We start from the raw sequence: 16588 nt of genomic DNA on the forward strand, positions 1-16588 counted from the left end.
CACCCGTCCGCGTCGCACCATGGCCCTCCCGGGGGCCGGTCGCTATGCTGATCGGCGTCCGGGTCGGCATACGGGGAGGGACGGTCGCAGGTGGTCGGAGGAGAGCCAGCCGAGCTGAGGCGGTGCGGTCGCGACCTCGCGGCCGTCTCCGGGACCCTCGGGGCCGGGCGGAGCCGTCTGCTCGCCGGTGGAGGTATGCCCGCTCCCGGGCTCGGCCTCGCCTCGCAGGACACCCAGGTGGCCGCGGCCTACGACAGGGTGCTGCGCGCGGTCGAGCTCGCCGCCGGCCACCTGCAGCGGACGCTGCTGCACGACGCCGGCCACCTGGAGCAGGCGGCGGGCGACCTCGAGGCCTCGCCGTCGCCGCGGGAGATCCGACCGGAGCCGGGAGAGGATCGCGGCCCCGTGCTCGGCCGCGCCGAGCCGTACGGGCCGGGGCGCCGGCTGCCCGTCGACCGGGACGAGCTCCGCGACCTGCCCCGCGCCGCGCCCTACCGCACCGGCCCGGCGCTGGTCACCGACGAGCCGGACCGTCCCGACCTGCGCGATCTTCCCCGCGCGGAGCCCTACCGGCGCGGCCCCGCCCTGGACACCGAGGACCCGGGGACCGTCTCGTGATCACCCTCACGAGACCGGACGTGTGGCACCTGCGGGCGCAGACCTCGTGCCTGCAGGAGGCCATCGACGCCTGGCGCGGCCTGCGGGACGCCGGCGGCCACGCCGGCGCCGACAGCGCGGACGTCACGGCGCGGCTGGCCCGGGCCTGGGAGGGCAACCGGGCGGACTCCTACCTCGACTACGCCCCGAGGCTGACCCAGGGGCTGGAGCTCGTGCACGGCATGGCGCAGGCGGTCCTCACCCAGCTGCACGCCCTGCACGACCTCACCGCGTCCACGCAGCGCGACCTCGACGCCTCCTTCTCCCGGGCCAGTGCCGTGGCGGCCTCGGTGCGCCGGCTCGAGGACGTCGAGCAGGTGCGCTTCGAGCTGGACGACGAGGACGACGTCGAGGAGGTCGAGCGGGAGCACGACCGGGCGCGGGACCTCCTCGAGGCGGCCCGCCTCGAGATCGCCGAACGCTCGCGGGCGCTCGAGGCGACGGCGGCCGACGCCGACACCCTCGCCGCCGCCTGGGCCGGCCCGGCGGACGGCATACCGCTCTGGGACACCCCGCTGCGGGGAGCCCTGGGGCCCGGCGTGCGTCCCCTGCCGGAGCGGCCCGGGCCGCGCGGTGTCGAGCACCCGCCGGTCGAGGGCGCCGACGGCGGCCCGACCTACGACCCGCAGGCGCGCTGAGCCGCGACCGGCGGGTCAGACCTCGACGTCGTCGACGGTGGCGAGGTCTGGCAGGTCCTCGAAGATCGCGGGCGGCTCGCGCCACGGCTCGTGCTCGCCCCGCGCCGCCTCCTGGATCGCGGTCAGCACCCGCTCCGGCGTGCACGGGAGGTCGACGTGCCGCACCCCTAGGTGGGCGACCGCGTCGACGACGGCGTTCTGCACCGCCGGCGTCGACCCCACCGTCGCCGCCTCCCCGATCCCCTTGGCGCCCAACGGGTTCCGGTCGGTCGGGGTCGTCGTGAGGCTGGTCTCCAGCTGCACCAGGTCGCCGGCCGTGGGCAGCGTGTAGTCCGCCAGGCTGGCCGTGACCGGGTTTCCCTGCTCGTCGTAGCAGAACTCCTCCCACAGCGCCTGCGAGATCCCCTGCGCGCACCCCCCGTGCTGCTGGCCGCGCACGAGCAGCGGGTTGACCACGGTGCCGCAGTCGTCGACCGCGACGTGCCGCAGCAGCCGGACCGCCCCGGTCTCGACGTCGACCTCCACGACGCTGACGTGCGTGCCGAAGGGGAAGGTAGAGCCGTCCTGGGAGAAGTCGTGGTCCACGCGCAGGCCCTCCCCCTCCTCGTGCGCCCGGCGCGCCACCTCCTCCCAGGTCACCGAGGCACCCGGGACCCCCTTGACCTCGAACCGGCCGTCGGCCAGCTCCACGTCCGCCTCGGCCGTCTCCAGCAGGTCGGCCGCCAGCCGGAGCGCCTGCTCCCGCAGCTCCTGCGCCGCCTCCAGCACCGCGCTGCCGCCCAGCTGCAACGACCTCGCCCCGCCGGTGCCCCCGCCCGTCCGCACCCGGACCGTGTCGGACTGGACGTACTCCACCCGCTCCAGCGGCAGTCCGAGCGCGTCGGCCACGAGCATGGAGAAGGCGGTCGCGTGGCCCTGCCCGTGGGCGGACGTGCCCGCCATGACGAGGACCGAGCCGTCCTCGGCGACCCGGATCCCGGCATACTCCGAGCCGCCGAAACCGGTGATCTCGACGTAGCTGGCGATGCCGATCCCGAGCTGCCAGGACGCGCCCCGCTCCCGCCGGGCCCGCTGCTCGGCCCGCAGGTCCTCGACCCCGGCCGCGTCCAGCGCGGCCTGCAGGGTGGCGGCGTAGTCGCCGGTGTCGTAGCTCGCCCCGAACTTCGTCCCGTGCGGGAAGTCCTGCCCGGCGAGGAAGTTGCGCCGCCGGAACTCCTCGGGCTCCAGGCCCGCGGTCCGCGCCGCGTGGTCCATCACCCGTTCCAGCATGGCCGCGGCCTCCGGCCGGCCGGCGCCGCGGAAGGCACCGGTCGGCGCCGTGTTGGTCAGGACCGAGACCGCGTCGTAGCGCAGGCGAGGGATCCGGTACGCCCCCTCGGACATCGTGCGCGTCGACCCGCTCGCGAAGGAGCCGCCGAAGCCGGCGTACGCCCCGCAGTCGCCGACCATCCGTGCCCGCATCCCGGTGATGAGGCCCTCCTCGTCGAGCCCGACCTCGACGTACTGCACCTGGCCCCGGCTGCTCATCGAGAGCATGGTCTCGCTGCGCGTCTCCACCCACCGGACCGGTCGGCGCAGGAGGCACGCCGCCCGGACGACCGCCGCGTGCTCGGGGATGATCCCCGCCTTGCCGCCGAAGGCCCCGCCCACGTGCGGCGCCCGCACCCGGACCGCGTCGGCGGGCAGCCCGCTCCAGCGCACGAGGAGGCGCTGGGCCAGGTGCGGGTGCTGGGTGGCCAGGGTCACGTCCAGCCCGGTGACGGTCCCGTCGTCGTCGACCACTGGGCGGACGAGGATCCCGTGCCCCTCGATCGGGCTCGTCGCCATCCGGTTGTTCTCCATGCGCAGCCGCGCCACCCGGTGCGCACCGGCGAGCACGTCCGGCTCCCCCTCGGGGTCCTTGACCGCGAGCACGACGTTGGTGCCGAGGCCGGGGAACTGCCTGGGGGCGTCGTCGGCGAGCGCCTGCTCCATGTCGACCACCGCGGGCAGCTCCTCCTCGTCGACGTCGACGAGGTCGCCGGCGTCGACGGCGGCGGCCCGCCCGGTGGCGACGACCAGCGCGACCGGGTCGCCGACGTAGCGCACCCGGTCGGTCGCCAGGGCGGTGCGGGCGACGTCGTCGTGGATCTGCGCGAAGGGCGGCACCGGGTCGTCGCCGAGCTCGGCCGCCGTGAAGACCCCCACGACCCCGGGCGCCTGCGCCGCCGCAGCGGTGTCGATGCCGTGGACCAGCGCGTGCGGCGTCGGGCTGCGCACGAAGTCGGCGTGGAGTACCTCGGGGTCGTCGAGGTCGGCGTCCCCGACGAAGGTGCCCCGGCCGCGCAGCAGGTCGGGGTCCTCGACGCGGCGCACCTCGGTGCCCAGGATGGAGGTCCCTCGGGTGGGTGTCGGCATACCCCCATCCTGCCTCGCGACCGCTGCGGCGGCGACCGGCATGATGGGGGTATGCCTCCCACCTCGCCCGACCTGCTGGACCTGGACTCGCTGCTCACCGAGGACGAGCGCGCGGTGCGCGCCTCCGTGCGCCGGGCCTGCGAGGAGCACGTGCTCCCGCACGTCGCGGGGTGGTACGAGCGCGGCGAGGTGCCGCACGACCAGGTCCGTGAGCTGGCCCGCGAGTTCGGCTCGCTCGGGCTGCTCGGGATGCACCTGGAGGGCTACGGCTGCGCCGGGATGAGCGCGGTCGACTACGGCGTCGCGAGCACCGAGCTGGAGGCCGCCGACTCCGGCGTACGGTCGCTGGTCTCGGTGCAGGGGTCGCTGGCCATGCAGGCGCTGCACGCCTTCGGCAGCGAGGAGCAGAAGCAGGAGTGGCTGCCCCCGATGGCGGCCGGCGAGGCGATCGGCTGCTTCGGGCTCACCGAGCCCGACCACGGCTCGGACCCCGGCTCGATGACCACCCGGGCGGAGCGCGACGGGCAGGACTGGGTGCTCCGTGGCACCAAGACGTGGATCACCAGCGCCCCGCTCGCGGACGTCGCGGTGGTCTGGGCGCGCACCGGGGACGGGGTGCGCGGCTTCGTCGTGCCGACCGCGACCCCGGGCGTCAGCACCCCCACGATCCGGCACAAGATGTCGCTGCGCGCCTCCGTCACCGGGCAGGTCGTGCTCGAGGACGTGCGGCTGCCGGCGGACGCGGTGCTGCCCGGGGTGCGCGGGCTCAAGGGGCCATTGTCCTGCCTGTCGGAGGCGCGCTACGGGATCGTCTGGGGCTCGATGGGTGCCGCCCGCACGGCGCTGGAGACGGCGCTGTCGTATGCCGCGGAGCGCGAGCAGTTCGGGCGCCCGATCAGCGCCTTCCAGCTCACCCAGGCCAAGCTCGCCCGGATGCACCAGGCGTGGGCGACCGGCACCCTGCTCGCGCTGCACCTGGGCCGGCTCAAGGACAGCACCGGCCTGCGGCCCGAGCAGGTGAGCGTGGGCAAGCTCAACAACGTCACCGCCGCGCTGGAGATCTGCAGGACGGCGCGCACCATCCTCGGCGCCAACGGCGTCTCCGGCGAGTACCCGATCATGCGGCACGCCAACAACCTGGAGTCGGTGCTCACCTACGAGGGGACCGAGGAGATGCACACCCTGGTCGTCGGGCAGGCGCTCACCGGCCAGCAGGCCTACCGCTGACCGCCGGCCCCGCGCGGGGCGCCCACGCCCAGGTCCTCGAAGGCCGCCAGCAGCCGGGCCTCCAGCACCGGGGCGAGCGAACGGGCATACGTGTCGGTGATGTGGCTGCCCTGGCGGTAGACGAGCACGCCGCCGACCACCGGCGGGCACCGGTCCTGGCCGGGGCACACCCAGTCGTTCATCGTGACGAAGGTCGAGGTCGGCACCTGCGCCACCGCCCGCAGCAGCGGGCCGGTCCCGCTGCCCTCGTTGTAGTCGATGCGGCACCGGTCCAGGCCGTCGCGGTGGTCGGCGACGCAGGCGTAGACCTGGGTGTCCCCGGGCTGCACGGTGTCGGCCAGCGCGACGACCGGCACCCCCTCCTCGCCGAGCGTCCGCCACCGCTGCGCCATCCCCGCGGCGAGCGCCTCGCCGGACAGCTCGCCATCCTCCCCGACCCCCTGCGACTTCACCGATGAGGTGAGCACGACGTCCGGGGGGTCCTCGCGCAGCTCCTCGCCGACCTGGTCCCCCCACTCCCGGCAGGCCTGCGCTCGGGTCGGGTCGTCGAAGTGCACGAGGGTCGTGCTCCACGGGCAGGCGGAGCGGTAGTAGAGGTCCAGGCGCCAGCCCTGCTCCCGGCCCACCAGGTCGAGGGCACCGACCCACTGGGCGATCTTGGAGTCCCCGACGACGGCCACGTGCAGCCCCCCGTCGGCCTCCCCGTAGGTGCACCGCACCACTTCCTCCCCCGTGCTGTCGCACCCGTCGTCGTAGAGCGGCGGCACGTCCTGGATCGCCTCCAGGGGGTCGGGGGTGATGGAGGCGGCGTCGAGCACGAGGTCGTCGAGCTGCGGCGGCGGCGCCCCCTCGGTGCCTGTGGCGACCGGGGTATGCCGTTGCCCCTCTTCGGCCGCCTCGGACCCGGGCCCGTCGTCGGCGGCACCGAGCTCGGCCCCGGCGCGCCTCCCGACGGAGGCGTCGGCCGTCCCGGACGGCGGCGCACCGGTGCTCGCGGCGTCCCCCCGCAGCGCGCCCGCCCCCTGCGCCGAGGACCCTGCCACCTGGTTGGCGCGGACCTGCCGGTCCACCTCCCGGACCAGCAGGCCCCCCGCGGTGGCGGCCACGACGGTGCAGGCCAGGCCGAGCGCGAGGGCGGCGCGCGGCGCGGAGAGCCGGCCGCGGGCATACCGGACCGGCTGCTCGACGAGGAGGTAGCCGAGCACGGCGGGCACGACGGCGAGCGCGACCACGCCCAGCCCCGCCCACACGCCCAGCTCCCCGAAGCGCGCCTCCACCAGCACGAGCACGGGCCAGTGCCAGAGGTAGAGCGAGTAGGACAGGGCGCCGGTCCACTGCACCACGGGCCACGCGTAGAGGCGTGCGGGGCCGAACCTCGCCGAGGCGCGCACACCGCCGACCAGCATGGCGGCCACCCCGAGCGTCGGCACGAGGGTGGCCCAGCCGGGCCAGGCCGTGCCCGCCCCCAGCAGCACCCCACCGGCGAGCACGGCCACCGGCCCGACCCAGGCCAGCCCGGTGGCGAGCCGCACGGGGACCCGGTGCCACCAGACGGCTCCGAGCGCCACCAGCGCCCCCGCACCCAGCTGCCACAGCCGGGTGGTCGTGACGAAGTAGGCCTGCGGCGGGCTCGTGGCGCTGAGGTGTACGGCCCAGACGAAGGAGGGCAGCACGACCAGCACGGTCAGGAGCACCGCCACGGTGCGGACGACGCGCCACCCCCGGCGCCGGGCGACCCAGAGGGCGAGCAGGACGAGCAGCGGCCAGAGGACGTAGAACTGCTCCTCCACCGCGAGCGACCAGTAGTGCTGGACCGGTGAGGCGACCGAGTCCTCGGCCAGGTAGTCCACCGACCGGTCCGCCAGCCGCCAGTTGACGACGTAGAGCCCGGAGGCGACGACGTCCCAGCCGATCTCGCGCCACCGGACCTGTGGCACCCAGGCGAGCGTCAGCGCCGCGGTGGTGAGCAGCACCAGCGCGGAGGCCGGCAGCAGCCGGCGCGCCCGGCGGGCCCAGAACCGCGCCAGGTCCACCCGACCGGTGCGCGTCGCCTCGCGCAGGAGCAGGCCGGTGATGAGGTAGCCGGAGATGACGAAGAAGACGTCCACCCCGGAGAAGCCGCCCGGCAGCCACGGCACGCCCGCGTGGTAGAGCAGGACGAGCAGCACCGCGACCGCCCGCATCCCCTCGACGTCGGGTCGGTGGCCGGGGGTCGGATGACCACCGCCGGACCTGCTCATCCGGCAGATTATAGGTGGCGGGCGCGGTCGGTCACGCGTGCCAGGAGGCGGCTCACGGCATACCCGAGGCAGAAGAGCACGACCGTGGCCGCGACCGACGCCAGGAGGTACCACGGCTGCTCGAGCCACGGCAGCAGCGGCCGCTCCCGCTGGTAGAAGTAGTTGCCGCCGAAGGCCGCGTTGGCACCCACCGCCACCACGAGATAGACGCCGAACCACAGCAGCGCCCGCCGCATCCCGGGCAGGCTCGGCCGCCAGTCGGTCGTGACCCAGGCCAGGACCGGCATGAGCAGGGTGACGGCGTGGTTGACGAAGAAGCTCAGCCCCAGGATGTTGGTCGGCGGCTGGATGTTCTGCGGGTAGGCGAAGCTGGCCCAGGCCCACAGGCCGAAGAAGAACAGCACGTCCATGACCCGCCGGCTGCCCGTCACCAGGTAGACCAGCCCGAGCAGCGCCGACACCCGCGAGATGTGCAGCGGGAGCGTCTCGGCGGGGTCCCACCCGGTGGTGGCGTAGAACCCGTAGAGCGTGAGCTGCTGGAGCACCACGACGACGGCGAGGGTGCGGTACACCCCGGTCCGGTGCTCCCGCACCCACCCGCGGGCGGCGAGCAGCACGGCGGCGACGAGGAGCAGGGCGAGGACGTAGAGCAGGTGCTCAGGTCCCCCGATGGCGATCCAGGGCGGGTGCGGATCGAGGAAGTCCTCCACGCGGGTCGCGCTCAGACGACGACGACCCGGCTGCCCATGCTCATGAGGCCCTGGGCCCAGATCATCTCCATGGCGGCCACGGAGACCCGGGCGCAGCCGTGCGAGGCCGGGTAGGGCGGGATCGACGTCGAGCCGTGGACGGCGTAGTTGCCGGAGTAGAACATCGGGCGGTACATCTCACCCAGCTCGCCGTCCCGCCAGCCCTTGCTGTGGGTCAGCCACACGGCGAAGTCGCCCATCGGGGTGATGGCGTCGTAGGTGCCGTCGTTGAACTCGTAGGGCTCGCCGTTGCCGGTCGAGGTGTTGAGGGTCATGCTGGTGCCGCCGCCGCGCACCACGAGCAGCAGCTGGCTGGCCAGGTGCACCTCGACGTGGTCACCCCCGTAGACCGGGGCCGGCCGGTAGCCGGTGTCGAGGGCGCCGCGGGTGCCCGGGCCCACGATGCCGTCGCGCACGAGGCCGTGCGCCTTCTGCACGGCCCACACCGCCTGCTGGGTGAGGTGCCCGAAGCCCCCGTCGGGGGCCCCGCACCAGTAGCCCGTCGCGTTGAGCTGCTCCTGCAGCGCCCAGACCGCCTCCCCGCCGCTGCCGCGCTGCAGGATCGCCGGCGGTGCCGGCTCGGGCTCGGGCTCAGGTTCCGGTTCGGGCTCCGGCTCCGGTTCGGGCTCGGGCTCCGGCTCGGGCATCGCGAAGATGCCGCGGTCGTCCTGCAGGCCGCCGACCATGGCCCCCGCCATGAGACCGGCGCCCCCCTTGACCAGAGCACGCCGCGGCAGCGGCTCGGTGAGCACGCGACCGGCGTGCACGAGAAGTCGTCGCGTCCGCATCCTCGATCCCCTTCGTCGATGTCCGTCGACCAGTAGACGTGATCGACCCCTCCCCACGGTGCCAGCACACACCCGATGATGCGCAATCGTGACCTCAGACGTCACTCCCGCCACACACGCGACGGCGGAATATGCTGTCCTGAGTCGTCTCCCCCCACCGCCGTCCAGGAGGTCCATGATGGCCCGTCCCGCACGCTCCAGCATGAGCCTGTCCCGTCGCCGCATGCTCGCCCTCACCGGGGCCGGCGCCCTCGGCGCCTCGCTCGCCGCGTGCGGCGACAACACCGGACGCGGCACCGGCACCGGTGGCGAGGCCGCACCGTCCAGCGGGGGCGGCAGGGCCACCCTCGCGCAGTGGTACCACCAGTACGGCGAGGCCGGCACGCAGGACGCGGTCGAGCGGTATGCCGCGGACTACCCGGACGCGGACGTCACCGTGTCGTGGAAGCCGGGCGACTACGACCAGTCGACCGCCGCGTCGCTGCTCACCGATGCCGGCCCGGACGTCTTCGAGTACGGCAACGGGCCGACGATCGACATGATCAAGGGCGACCAGGTCGCCGACCTCACCGACCTCTTCGGCGACACCCTGGACGACTTCACCCCCTCGCTCGTGGAGCGCATGACCTACGACGGCAAGGTCTGGGCGGTGCCCCAGGTCCTTGACATGCAGGTGCTCGTCTACCGCCGCAGCATGCTCGAGGAGGCCGGCATCGAGCCGCCGCAGCAGATGGCCGACCTCGTGGCCGCGGCCAAGGAGCTGAGCCGGGGCGACGTCAAGGGGCTGTTCCTCGGCAACGACGGCGGTGCCGGCCTGCTCGGCGGGCCCATGCTCTGGGCGGCGGGCCTGGACTACCTCGACGGCGAGCAGGTGGGCTTCCAGGACGCCGGGGCCGCGGAGGCGCTCTCGGTCCTGCGCACGCTGTGGACCGATGAGTCCCTGCTGCTCGGGCAGGCCAAGGACTGGTTCGACCCGGAGGCCCTCACCGCCGGCCGGGCCGCGATGCAGTGGACCGGGCTGTGGACCTTCCCGGCCATCAGCGAGGCCCTCGGCGACGACTTCGGCGCGATCCCCTGGCCCGCGCTCGAGGGGGGCTCCCCCTCGGTGCCCGTCGGCGCCTACGGCTCCTGCGTGTCCACCCGCGCCACCGACGTCGAGGCGGCCCGGGCCTTCGTGCAGTGGCTGTGGATCGACCAGACCGACAAGCAGCTCGACTTCGCCACCGCCTACGGCTTCCACGTCCCCTCCCGCACCAGCCTCATCCCGGAGGCGGAGGTCCTGAGCAGCGGCCCCGCGGCCGACGCGGCGGGCTACGTCACGGAGTACGGCCACGCCCAGACCCCGCTGCTGTGGACGCCGCGCAGCGCCACCGCCTGGAGCGACATGATGAGCCGGATCGTGCGCGACGGCGCCGACCCGCAGGAGGAGCTGGACGCGCTCGTGCCGATCGTGGAGGACGAGCTGGAGCGGGTCACCGCCTGATGCCCACCCGGCGTCGCGGTCGACCCCGCGCCGGCACCGCCCTCTGGTTCTGGGTCTTCGTCGGTCCGTTCTTCGCCGGGCTCGTGCTGTTCATCTACGTCCCGATCGGCTGGAGCGTCTACCTCTCCTTCTTCGAGGCGTACAACACGGTGACGCCCACCGAGTTCGTCGGCCTGGCCAACTACCGCGACATGCTCGGCGACCGCGCGTTCCGCGAGTCGCTGCTGACGTTCGTGGTCTTCGCCGCCTTCATCGTGCCGACGACTTTCGCGCTGTCGCTGCTCACGGCGGTGCTGGTGGCGCGCACCCGGGTGATGCAGGCCTTCTTCCGCTCGGTCTTCTTCCTTCCGGTCGCCTGCTCCTACGTCGTCGCCGCGCTCATCTGGAAGATGTCGATCTTCTCCGGTATGCGCTCGGGCGTCGCCAACGCGGCGCTCGGGCTGGTGGGCGTCGACCCGATCCCGTGGCTGTCGCTGACCGACCCGCCGTGGTACTGGCTGGTCATCGTCTCGGCCCGGCTGTGGCTGCAGGTCGGGTTCTACATGATCCTCTTCCTCGCCGCCCTGCAGCGGATCCCGACGGTGCTCTACGAGGCGGCCGCGATCGACGGCGCCGAGGGGTGGCAGGTCTTCCGCCACATCACCTGGCCGCAGCTGCTGCCCGCCTCCACCGCGGTGCTGCTGCTCCTGCTCATCAACGCCTTCCAGGCCTTCGACGAGTTCTACAACATCCTGTCCAGCTTCGGCAGCTACCCGCCCTACGCCCGACCGCCGCTGGTCTACCTCTACTACACCGCGCTCGGCTCGGGGCAGAACTTCGGCGACGGCAGCGCCGGCGCGGTCATCCTCACCCTCATGATCGCGGTGGTGGCGCTGCTGCAGACCAGGGTGCTGCGCCTGGGCGGGAGGGACTGAGCATGCTCCACGAACGACGCCGGTATGCCGTCTTCCGGTGGGTGCTGCTGCTCGCCGGGACGCTGCTGTTCCTCCTGCCCTTCGCCCTGCTGCTGCGCGGCGCGCTGAGCACCGAGGCGGACCTGTCCTCCGCCCGGTGGCACTGGCTGCCGCCGACCTGGGAGTGGGGCAACCTCGCCGAGGTCTTCGACAACCGGACGGTGCCGATGGGACGGGCGCTGCTCAACAGCACCCTCATCGCCGTGAGCCAGACCGTCGGCGTGCTCGTGCTGTCCGGGATGGCCGGCTACGGGCTGGCCCGGATCCCCTACCGGTGGTCCAACGTCGTCTTCTGGCTCATCACCGTGACCCTGCTCATCCCCGCTGCCGTGACCTTCGTGCCGAGCTTCGTGCTCGTCTCCTCCCTGGGCTGGATCTCGACGCTGCGCGGGCTCATCGTCCCCGGCCTGTTCCAGGCGCTGGCGACCTTCCTCTTCCGGCAGTTCTTCCTCTCCTTCCCGAAGGAGATCGAGGAGGCGGCGGCGCTGGACGGCCTGTCCTGGTGGGGCACCTTCTGGCGGGTCGTCGTGCCCAACTCGACCGGCTTCGCCGCCGCCATCGGCACCATCACCTTCATCGGCAGCTGGAACGCCTTCCTCTGGCCGCTCGTCATCGGACGCACCCCCGACTCGTGGACGGTGCAGGTCGCGCTGTCGACCTACCTCACGGCGCAGACCTCGCAGATCAGCCTGCTCTTCGCGGCCGCCCTCGTGGCGATCCTCCCGCTGCTGCTGATGTTCCTCGTGCTCCAGCGCTGGATCGTCCAGGGCGTGGAGCGCACCGGCATCAGCGACTGACGCGTCCCGACCTCACAGGACGAGACGGCCGTCCGGACCGGCCACGACGGCCCGCAGCGCGGGCTCGGGGCCGGCCTCGACCGGGTGGTCCGCGCCGAGGAGGGCGAGCACCTCGCGGGCCCGTGCGGGCTCGGGGTGGTGCAGGGTGAGATCGAGGAGGTCGAGCTCGGGCAGGTCGTCGTCGGTCGGGTGGGCCTCGCCCCAGTCGATGAGGAAGGGCTGCACGCCGCCCAGGCCGAGCGGCCGCGGGACCGCCAGCCGCCAGGACAGCTCGGTCCCGCCCTGCGTCCGGCGCGAGGCGGGAGCCGGCGCACCGACCTCCAGCCCGGCGTCCCGGCCCAGGGCCAGGGTCCGGTCGAGGTCGTCGGGGCGGACCGCCCAGGCGTGCAGCCGCGGCGCGAAGGTGCCGCCCTCGAGCAGGTGGCCCAGGCCGAGCATCGTCGCCTCCGGGGGCACGGGCTCCTGCTCCGGGTCGGGGGCGAGCAGCTCAAGGTAGGCGCGGCCGACCCCTCCACCACGCAGGACGACCAGCGCGTTGCGCGTGCCCATCCCGGGGTGCGACCCGCCGCGGGCCGCGGTGACACCGGTGGACCCGCGCAGCCGGGAGATCGCCTCGTCCAGGTCGGGCACGGCGTGGACCAGGTGGTCCAGCCGCTGCCGCCCCGCCGGGTCAGCCCCGGGCACAGCGCGCCTCCAGCTCGGCCAGGCCGGGACCGCGGAGCCGGTCGGCGGCGACGGCCCGGCCGGAGGCGACCAGGAGCAGCGCCAGCGCCGGGCCCTCCACCACCGGGCCCGACCCGGACGAGGTCCCGGCGTCGGTGGCGCGCAGGGTGAGGCCGGCCACCCGCTCCCTGCCCCCGCCGAGGCCCACGGCGGTGCGCAGCTGGTGGGCGAGGGCGCGTCCGACCGCCTCCTGGGCATAGGTGTGCTCGATGCCCAGCGGCCGGCGGATGTCCTCGCCGTGGACCACCTCCTCGACCAGGCGGCTCGCCCGTGGGGCGGGCGGGCCCGAGGTCCGCGCGGCGACCTCGCGCAGCCGGGCCAGGGTCTCCTGCGGGGTCCGCCCGCGCTCCCGGGCGACGCCCTCGGCGTTCTGCCGGTCGAAGTCGAAGCGGGCGCGGGCCATGGCCAGGACCAGCCGCGGTGTCGTCGTGCGGGCGTTGTCGACGAGGTGCGCCGCGACGTCGTGGACGGTCCACCCCGGGCACAGGGAGGCCTCGTCCCACCGCTCGTCCTCGAGGGTGGCCAGGTCGTCCACGAGGGCGCGCCGCTCGGTGTGCACGAGGGCCCAGGTGTCGCTCATGGGCCCCAGCCTCTCACCCCTCGAGCAGGCCGCGGATGTCCTGGGCCGTGACGGTGCCGGAGGCGAACTCCCCGGAGTCGACCACGGTGCTGAACAGGCGTCGCTTGCGCTCCTGGAGGGCCACGACCTTCTCCTCGATGGTGCCGCGGGAGACCATCCGGTAGACGTGGACCGTGCGGTGCTGCCCGATGCGGTGGGTGCGGTCCACGGCCTGCGCCTCGGCGGCGGGGTTCCACCAGGGGTCGAGGACGTAGACGTAGTCGGCCTCGGTCAGCGTGAGGCCCACGCCGCCGGCCTTGAGGCTGATGAGGAAGACCGGCGCCTCGCCCTCCCGGAAGGCGGCGATGCGGGACGCACGGTCACGGGTGCGCCCGTCGAGGTAGGCATACGCGATGCCCGCCTCCTCCAGTGCGGTCCGGACCAGCGCGAGGTAGCCGGTGAAGCTGGAGAAGACCAGGGCGCGGTGCCCCTCCGCGGCGATCTCGGTCAGCTGCTCCAGCAGCGCGGAGACCTTGGCCGAGCGGGCGAGCCCGGCGTGCTCGTCGTCGACGAGGGACGGGTCGAGCGCGAGCTGGCGCAGCAGGGTGAGCGCCCGGAAGATCTTGATGCGGTTCTTGTCGAGGTCGGCGAGCAGGCCGAGCACGCGTTGCCGCTCCCGCTGTAGGTGCTGGTCGTAGACCCGTCGGTGCGCCGGGTGAAGGTCGATCGAGAGCGTCTGCTCGACCTTGTCCGGCAGGTCGGCGGCGACCTCGGCCTTGGTCCGGCGCAGCATGAACGGACGGATCCGCTGGCGCAGGCGGTCCAGCTCGACCGGCGCGGCCCCGGACTCGATCGGCTTGCGGTAGCGCTCGGTGAACGTCTCGGGCCGGGAGAACAGCCCGGGGGCGGCCAACGAGGTCATCGACCACAGGTCCATGAGGGTGTTCTCCAGCGGGGTGCCCGTCATCGCGAGGGTCCGCTCAGCGCCGAGCCGCCGCACCGCCTGGTAGGTGGCCGAACGCCGGTTCTTCACCACCTGCGCCTCGTCGAGGACCGCGGCGCTCCACGGCAGGGAGCGGTACTCCTCCGCCTCCAGCCGCAGCAGGGTGTAGGAGGTGATGACGAGGTCGGCCGCGCCGATCGCCGTCGCGAGGTCGGTGCCCCGACGCCGGCGGGTCGCGGTGATCGCCGTGGTGCGCAGGTGCGGGGCGAAGCGCTCGGCCTGCTCGGCCCAGGCACCGACCACGCTGGTCGGTGCCACCACCAGCACCGGACCGCCGGCGAGGTCGCCTCGGTCCTCGGCGCGGACCACCATCGCCAGCGCCTGGAGGGTCTTGCCGAGGCCCATGTCGTCGGCGAGGATCCCGCCGAGCCCCGCGTCCCAGAGGCCGGCCAGCCACCGGTAGCCCTCGAGCTGGTAGGGCCGCAGGGTCGCCTGCAGCGCGGCGGGGGCCTGCACCACGCCGCGGTCACCGGCACCGAGGGCCAGCAGGGCGTCGACGCGCTCGCGCCACCGGCCCTCCTGGTCGTGCACGACCCCGAGCTCGACCAGCTCCTCCCACCAGCCCGCCTGGTAGGGCGAGAGCCGCAGCCGTGACGGGTCCCCCTGGTCGCTGTCGTCCAGCTCCCGGGCCTCCTCGATGAGCCGGCGCAGGGAGCCCAGCTCGGGCTGGTCCAGCCGCATCCACAGACCGGAGTCCAGCAGCAGCTCCTCCTGCCCCCGGGCGAGCGCCTCGAAGAGCTGGTCGAAGGGGATCTCCGTCTCCCCCACCAGGACCTGGACGTGCAGGTCGAACCAGTCGCCCTCGGCCGCCTCGGTGGTGCTCAGGTGCACGACGGGGGCCTCCTCGGCCTCCTCGTAGGTCGCGAGGTCGCCGTGCAGGACGAGGTCGACCTGCTCGGCGTCCTCGAGCCGAGGCAGGACCTCGCCGGCGAAGCGCGCGGTGCCGATGCCGGTGAGCACGGCCCGTGGCCGCAGGGCCGGCTCCCCCGACCGTCCGCGCTCCACCAGACCCGTGGTGCCCTCGAGGAGCGGGAGCACCTCCTCGACCGCGTGCCGCTCCGCCTCCGCGTCCCGGACGGTGTCCTCCGCGCCCGGACCGAGGCCCACGACCGCGACCTCCTCGCTCCCGCCCACCGTGGGCACGGCATACGCGAAGGTCCAGCGCAGGTGCAGGACGTGACCGGCCTCCGGCGTGACCTCCAGCCGCAGCCGGGGCGGGCGGTCGGCCGGGGTCACGACGCTGCCGTCGCTGGAGGTCAGCCGCACCTGGCGGGCCAGCGCCGGGTAGTAGCCGCTGAGGAAGCGGGGGACGTCTTCGGCGGGGACCTCCATCGCGCGCCCGGACTCGACGAGGGCGACGACGACGTCGGGCACCGCCTCGGCCAGCGGCAGCAACGTGAGCGTCCCGGAGCCGTCGACCCGCCCCAGGCCGTGGGCCGGACGGCCGACGAGGAAGAGCTCCTCGCGCCGGTCGACGGAGCCCGAGGACCCCGCCTCGTCCAGGCCCTCGACCCGGGCCCGCACGAGCAGCCCGCCGTCCTCCCGGCGGGTGACGTCCAGCCCGGCGCGCGCGCTCCCCTCCCCGAGCACGACGTCGGTGACGCCCGGGCCCCCCACGAGCGGTATGCCTGCGTCCACGACCTGGCGCAGCACGGGCCAGGCGACCGCACCGACGTCGCCGAGCGGCAGCTCCTTGGCGGAGGAGTAGAAGTAGCCGAAGCCCGAGCTCTTCCCCAGCGCGGCGAGCTGGCCCAGCAGCGCGCGGTGCCGGGGGTCCACCTCCACCCGGGACCAGCGGTTGGTGAGGTCGTCCCACCCGACCCCCTGGCCCACCCAGGGCTTGCTGCGGCCGGGGCGCACCGGCTGCAGCCCCAGCCGGGTGCGCTCGTCCCGCCCGCCCGGTCCCTGGGTGAGCGAGACCTGCAGACCGAGCCGGTGCCGTGGGACGCTCGTCCCCTGGTCCGCCCCGCCCCGCACGAGGGGCGCCAGCGCCGCCTCCCAGCCTGCTCGCGCCGTCCCGCGACCGCGCAGCTGCGCCCGGGCGGCGAGGAGGATCGCCACGGCGTGCTTGCAGTCCTGCCCGACCGGGCAGCTGCACTGCCCGCTCCAGACCATCACCTCGCGGTCGTGGATCCGCACGACGGTCTGGTAGACGTGGCCCCGGTTCCCGGTCACGGTGCCGACCAGGGCCGAGCCATCCGGCCCGGTCACGAGGGTGCGGACGTGGCCGGCGTCGGCGTAGCCCTGGGCGCGGGCGAAGGTCAGCTCGCCCACCTCGCCCCGCAGGTCCTGGTCCTCGACGCGGAGCACCCAGTCCGCGGCGGCCAGGTCGGGGGGCATGGCACCGAGCGTAGGACGAGGCGGCGACAGACCA

13 protein-coding genes are annotated in these 16588 nt (G+C 74.2%); 6 read left to right on the top strand and 7 right to left on the bottom strand.

Annotated elements, in window-relative coordinates; genetic code table 11:
• The first annotated feature begins 90 nt into the window (after positions 1–90).
• Both SGUI_RS03845 and SGUI_RS03850 read left to right on the top strand, forming a co-directional pair.
• Positions 91–618, top strand: a complete 528-nt coding sequence (locus SGUI_RS03845; RefSeq protein ID WP_157621729.1) for a hypothetical protein — start codon at positions 91–93, stop codon at positions 616–618.
• Positions 615–1295, top strand: a complete 681-nt coding sequence (locus SGUI_RS03850) for a hypothetical protein (RefSeq protein WP_066636537.1) — start codon at positions 615–617, stop codon at positions 1293–1295. Before SGUI_RS03845 ends, SGUI_RS03850 begins: the two co-directional genes overlap by 4 nt.
• Positions 1296–1310: 15 nt before the next feature.
• On the opposite strand, the gene SGUI_RS03855 is transcribed toward SGUI_RS03850, so the two are convergent.
• Positions 1311–3692 (bottom strand): xanthine dehydrogenase family protein molybdopterin-binding subunit, encoded by a 2382-nt coding sequence (locus SGUI_RS03855; protein WP_066636539.1) that lies wholly within the window; start codon positions 3690–3692, stop codon positions 1311–1313.
• Positions 3693–3743: 51 nt separating this feature from the next.
• Here SGUI_RS03855 and SGUI_RS03860 point away from each other — a divergent pair, with 51 nt between their 5' ends.
• Positions 3744–4919 carry an acyl-CoA dehydrogenase family protein gene (locus SGUI_RS03860; RefSeq protein ID WP_066636544.1) on the top strand — a complete coding sequence of 392 codons (1176 nt, stop codon included), beginning with the start codon at positions 3744–3746 and terminating at the stop codon, positions 4917–4919.
• On the opposite strand, the gene SGUI_RS03865 is transcribed toward SGUI_RS03860, so the two are convergent.
• The 3 genes from SGUI_RS03865 to SGUI_RS03875 are packed head-to-tail and all read right to left on the bottom strand — an operon-like array spanning position 4910 to position 8696.
• Positions 4910–7159: an acyltransferase family protein gene (locus tag SGUI_RS03865; RefSeq protein ID WP_083190477.1), complete on the bottom strand. Its 2250-nt coding sequence runs from the start codon at positions 7157–7159 to the stop codon at positions 4910–4912. The two genes, SGUI_RS03860 and SGUI_RS03865, sit on opposite strands and share 10 nt — an antisense overlap.
• An 8-nt stretch (positions 7160–7167) precedes the next feature.
• Positions 7168–7869, bottom strand: coding sequence for a YwaF family protein (locus SGUI_RS03870; protein ID WP_066636548.1), 702 nt, complete (start codon positions 7867–7869; stop codon positions 7168–7170).
• Positions 7870–7880: 11 nt separating this feature from the next.
• Complete coding sequence (locus tag SGUI_RS03875; protein WP_237141445.1) at positions 7881–8696, bottom strand: L,D-transpeptidase family protein; 816 nt, start codon at positions 8694–8696, stop codon at positions 7881–7883.
• 202 nt (positions 8697–8898) lie between these two features.
• Here SGUI_RS03875 and SGUI_RS03880 point away from each other — a divergent pair, with 202 nt between their 5' ends.
• The 3 genes from SGUI_RS03880 to SGUI_RS03890 are packed head-to-tail and all read left to right on the top strand — an operon-like array spanning position 8899 to position 11929.
• Positions 8899–10179, top strand: coding sequence for an ABC transporter substrate-binding protein (locus SGUI_RS03880; RefSeq protein ID WP_066636550.1), 1281 nt, complete (start codon positions 8899–8901; stop codon positions 10177–10179).
• The gene (locus SGUI_RS03885; protein ID WP_066636551.1) at positions 10179–11093 is read left to right on the top strand and encodes a carbohydrate ABC transporter permease; all 915 of its coding nucleotides are present in this window, start codon (positions 10179–10181) and stop codon (positions 11091–11093) included. Before SGUI_RS03880 ends, SGUI_RS03885 begins: the two co-directional genes overlap by 1 nt.
• Before the next feature lie 2 nt (positions 11094–11095).
• Entirely contained in the window at positions 11096–11929 is an 834-nt protein-coding gene (locus SGUI_RS03890; protein ID WP_066636553.1) for a carbohydrate ABC transporter permease, read from the top strand.
• A 12-nt stretch (positions 11930–11941) separates the two neighbouring features.
• On the opposite strand, the gene SGUI_RS03895 is transcribed toward SGUI_RS03890, so the two are convergent.
• The 3 genes from SGUI_RS03895 to SGUI_RS03905 are packed head-to-tail and all read right to left on the bottom strand — an operon-like array spanning position 11942 to position 16554.
• Complete coding sequence (locus tag SGUI_RS03895) at positions 11942–12613, bottom strand: VOC family protein (protein WP_083190478.1); 672 nt, start codon at positions 12611–12613, stop codon at positions 11942–11944.
• Positions 12600–13232, bottom strand: coding sequence for a maleylpyruvate isomerase family mycothiol-dependent enzyme (locus SGUI_RS03900; RefSeq protein WP_066636555.1), 633 nt, complete (start codon positions 13230–13232; stop codon positions 12600–12602). Before SGUI_RS03900 ends, SGUI_RS03895 begins: the two co-directional genes overlap by 14 nt.
• A gap of 13 nt (positions 13233–13245) precedes the next feature.
• Positions 13246–16554 carry a DEAD/DEAH box helicase gene (locus SGUI_RS03905; RefSeq protein ID WP_066636557.1) on the bottom strand — a complete coding sequence of 1103 codons (3309 nt, stop codon included), beginning with the start codon at positions 16552–16554 and terminating at the stop codon, positions 13246–13248.
• Between the last annotated feature and the right edge of the window lie 34 nt (positions 16555–16588).

Origin of the sequence: Serinicoccus hydrothermalis, assembly GCF_001685415.1 — a bacterium.
Classification (GTDB): domain Bacteria; phylum Actinomycetota; class Actinomycetes; order Actinomycetales; family Dermatophilaceae; genus Ornithinicoccus; species Ornithinicoccus hydrothermalis.

What these genes read in the sequence shown, in the direction of transcription:
- SGUI_RS03880 (WP_066636550.1), top strand. Translation starts at nt 8,899, where the DNA reads ATGAGCCTGTCCCGTCGCCGCATGCTCGCCCTCACCGGGGCCGGCGCC.
- SGUI_RS03855 (WP_066636539.1), bottom strand. Translation starts at nt 3,692, where the DNA reads ATGCCGACACCCACCCGAGGGACCTCCATCCTGGGCACCGAGGTGCGC.
- SGUI_RS03865 (WP_083190477.1), bottom strand. Translation starts at nt 7,159, where the DNA reads ATGAGCAGGTCCGGCGGTGGTCATCCGACCCCCGGCCACCGACCCGAC.
- SGUI_RS03860 (WP_066636544.1), top strand. Translation starts at nt 3,744, where the DNA reads ATGCCTCCCACCTCGCCCGACCTGCTGGACCTGGACTCGCTGCTCACC.
- SGUI_RS03900 (WP_066636555.1), bottom strand. Translation starts at nt 13,232, where the DNA reads ATGAGCGACACCTGGGCCCTCGTGCACACCGAGCGGCGCGCCCTCGTG.
- SGUI_RS03905 (WP_066636557.1), bottom strand. Translation starts at nt 16,554, where the DNA reads ATGCCCCCCGACCTGGCCGCCGCGGACTGGGTGCTCCGCGTCGAGGAC.
- SGUI_RS03890 (WP_066636553.1), top strand. Translation starts at nt 11,096, where the DNA reads ATGCTCCACGAACGACGCCGGTATGCCGTCTTCCGGTGGGTGCTGCTG.
- SGUI_RS03875 (WP_237141445.1), bottom strand. Translation starts at nt 8,696, where the DNA reads ATGCGGACGCGACGACTTCTCGTGCACGCCGGTCGCGTGCTCACCGAG.
- SGUI_RS03885 (WP_066636551.1), top strand. Translation starts at nt 10,179, where the DNA reads ATGCCCACCCGGCGTCGCGGTCGACCCCGCGCCGGCACCGCCCTCTGG.